Annotated in this window: 2 protein-coding genes; both read right to left on the reverse strand. The window is 71.5% G+C overall.

All coding sequences use genetic code 11. The features are described 5' to 3' along the window. The coding region (locus tag AC27IO_RS22550; protein ID WP_498740870.1) for a M16 family metallopeptidase at positions 1 to 1,343 on the reverse strand (1,343 nt) is incomplete at its 3' end. 23 nt (positions 1,344 to 1,366) lie between these two features. Next, positions 1,367 to 2,747 (reverse strand): M16 family metallopeptidase (locus AC27IO_RS22555; RefSeq protein WP_498740872.1); only part of this gene is annotated, 1,381 nt, incomplete at its 5' end.

Genomic DNA, 2,747 nt, shown 5'->3' on the forward strand with positions numbered 1-2,747 from the left:
CCCCCGACCACCACGGTGACCATGCGGTCGGGCTGCAGCTTGCGCGCCATGGCGGCGCGCACATCGGCGGCCGTCAGGGCCTGCACGCGGTCGGTCCAGTGCTCCAGGTAATCCAGCGGCAAGTCGTTCCACGCGATGTTGACGACGTTGGCCAGCAGCTTGCGGTTGCTGTCGATGCGCAGCGCGAAGCCGCCGATCAGGTTGTCCTTCGCGGCCTTGAGCTGGGCCTCGGTCGGGCCCTGCGCCACGAAGCGCGCGAGCACGTCGCGCGACACCTTCACGGCCTCGGCGGCCTGGTCGGGACGGGTCTGCAGCCCGACCAGGAAGACGCCAGTGTTCAGGCCCGGCGAGAACTGGCTGTACACGCTGTAGCTCAGGCCGCGCTTTTCGCGCACCTCGCTGGTGAGCAGCGAGGTGAATCCGCCGCCGCCCAGGATGTGGTTGCCCACAAGCAGGGCCAAAAAGTCAGGGTCGCGCCGCGCGAAGCCCGGCTGGCCGATCAGCACATGGGCCTGCGCCGAGGCGAAGGGAATGTCCTGCTGCACCGGCGCGGCCAGCGCCTGCACGTCGGGCACGGGCGGCAGCGGCTGGCAGGTGGCGGGATCGCGCGCAGGCATCTGCGACAGCAGCGTGGCCACCAGCGCCTGCGCCTGTGGGCGCGTGACGGCCCCGACGATGCTCACGCGGGCCCGGCAGGTCTCGACGTAGCGCCCGTGGTAGGCCTGCATGTCCGCGATCTCGATGCGGCCCAGGGTGTCGGGCGTCGTGCGCTGGCCGTAGGGGTGGCTGCCGTACACCGCGCTGCCGAAGGCCTTGGCCGCGGCCGTGCCGGGGCGGGTTTCGGACTCTTTCAAAGCAGCGGCCCAACGTGAACGCTCGCGCTGCCAGATGTCCTGCGGAAAGCTCGGCTGGGCCAGTTGCCGGGCTGCGAGCCGCGCCGCGCGGTCCAGCAGGTCGGGCTCGGTGAGCGAGCGCAGCGAAAAGCTCAGGCCGTCGCGGTCGGCCGCAGCCTCGAAGCTCGCGCCCAGATCGGCCCAGGCTTCGCCGAGCGCGTTTTCGTCCATGGCGGGTTCATCGCCCTGGGCGCGCACGCCCTTGGAAGACATGGCCGCCACGGCACTCGCCAGACCGGCCTGCGCGGCCGGGTCACGGCGCGCGCCGGCATCGAAGTCCACCTGCACGTCGACCATCGGAATGGCCGGGCTCTCCACCAGCCAGACGCGGGCGCCGCTCGGCTCCGTCCAGTGCTGGATGGGTAGCAGCGCCCAGGCGGGGTGGGCCAGGCACAAGGCCCCGGCAAAGGCGAGACACGCGCGTGCGGCCATGCGTTGGAAGGTTTTCATGGGGGGTGTCCTGCGCGTTCTCATCAATGCATCCGCCCGTCGGCGCCGGCTGCGGGGGCGGCGCGCTTGGCACCAGGGGCCATGGGTTGCGGCAGCAGCGTGCCCACGGTGAGCTGGTCGTCGCCGAAGTAGCGGGCCGCCACCGATTGCACCTGGGCGGGCGTCACCGCGCGCAGCAGGGCGATCAGGCGCGCGTCGGCGTCGGGCGGCAGGCCCTGCACCCAGTTGCTGCCCAGGTCGCTGGCCTGGCTTTGCAGCGAATCGCGCTGGTAGATGGTGGAGGCCGCCCACTGCGTCTTCACGCGGGCCAGTTCGGCCTCGCTCACGCCTTCGCGGGCGATGCGGGCGACCTCGGCGCGCAGGGCGTCCTCGACCTGCTGCGGGGTCTTGCCGGGGGCCGGCACGCCGGTCAGCAGGAACACGCTGGGGCCGCGGCCCACGACGGAGGCGGAGCTGTCCGAACTGTCGGCCACACGGTCGGGGCCCTGGCTCAAGGCGCGCTCCAGGCGCGCGCCGTCGTAGCCGCTGAGCACGGCCGACAGCACCAGCAGCGACAGCGCATCGCGGTCGCTATCGGCCATGTTCTCCAGGCGCGTGATGCTCGGCGCGCGGAACGCCAGGGCCACATAGGCCTGCTCGGCCGGCGCCTTGTAGGCGATGCGGCGGATGCCCTGCTGCACGGGCTCCGCGCGCGGCTTGCGGGCCGGCACGGCGCGCACGGGAATGCGGCCGTAGTACTTTTCAGCCAGCACGCGGACCTTGTCGGGGTCCACGTCGCCGGCCACCACGACGACCGCGTTGGCCGGCACGTACCACTGGCGGTGGAAGGCGCGCACGTCGTCGGCGGTCATGGCATCGAGATCGCTCATCCAGCCGACGACGGGCCGGCGGTAGGGCGAGGCGATGAACGTGGCGGCGTAGAGCTGCTCGATGAGCGCGGCCCGGGGCTGGTCTTCGGTGCGCATGCGGCGCTCTTCCTTGACCACCTCGATCTCGCGCTTGAACTCGGCGTCGGGCCACTGGTTGTTGGCGAAGCGGTCGGCTTCGAGCTTCATCACATCTTCCAGCCGGTTCGCGGGGATCTGCTGGTAATAGCCGGTGTAGTCGCGGCTGGTGAAGGCGTTTTCCTGCCCGCCCAGCGCAGCCACGCGGCGCGAGAACTCGCCCGGCGGCACGGTCTTGGAGCCCTTGAACATCATGTGCTCCAGCGCGTGGGCCACGCCGGAGGTGCCGTCCACCTCGTCCATCGCGCCGACCCGCAACCAGACCATGTGCACCGCCGTGGGCGCCCGGCGATCGGGCTGCACGAGCAGCTGCATGCCGTTCTTCAAGGTGAATTGCCGAACCCCCGTGGACGGCGGGCGTCTGCGCTGCGTGTCCTTGGGCCGAGGGGAGGAAGGGGGG

This window comes from Acidovorax sp. KNOB132 (assembly GCF_057541515.1).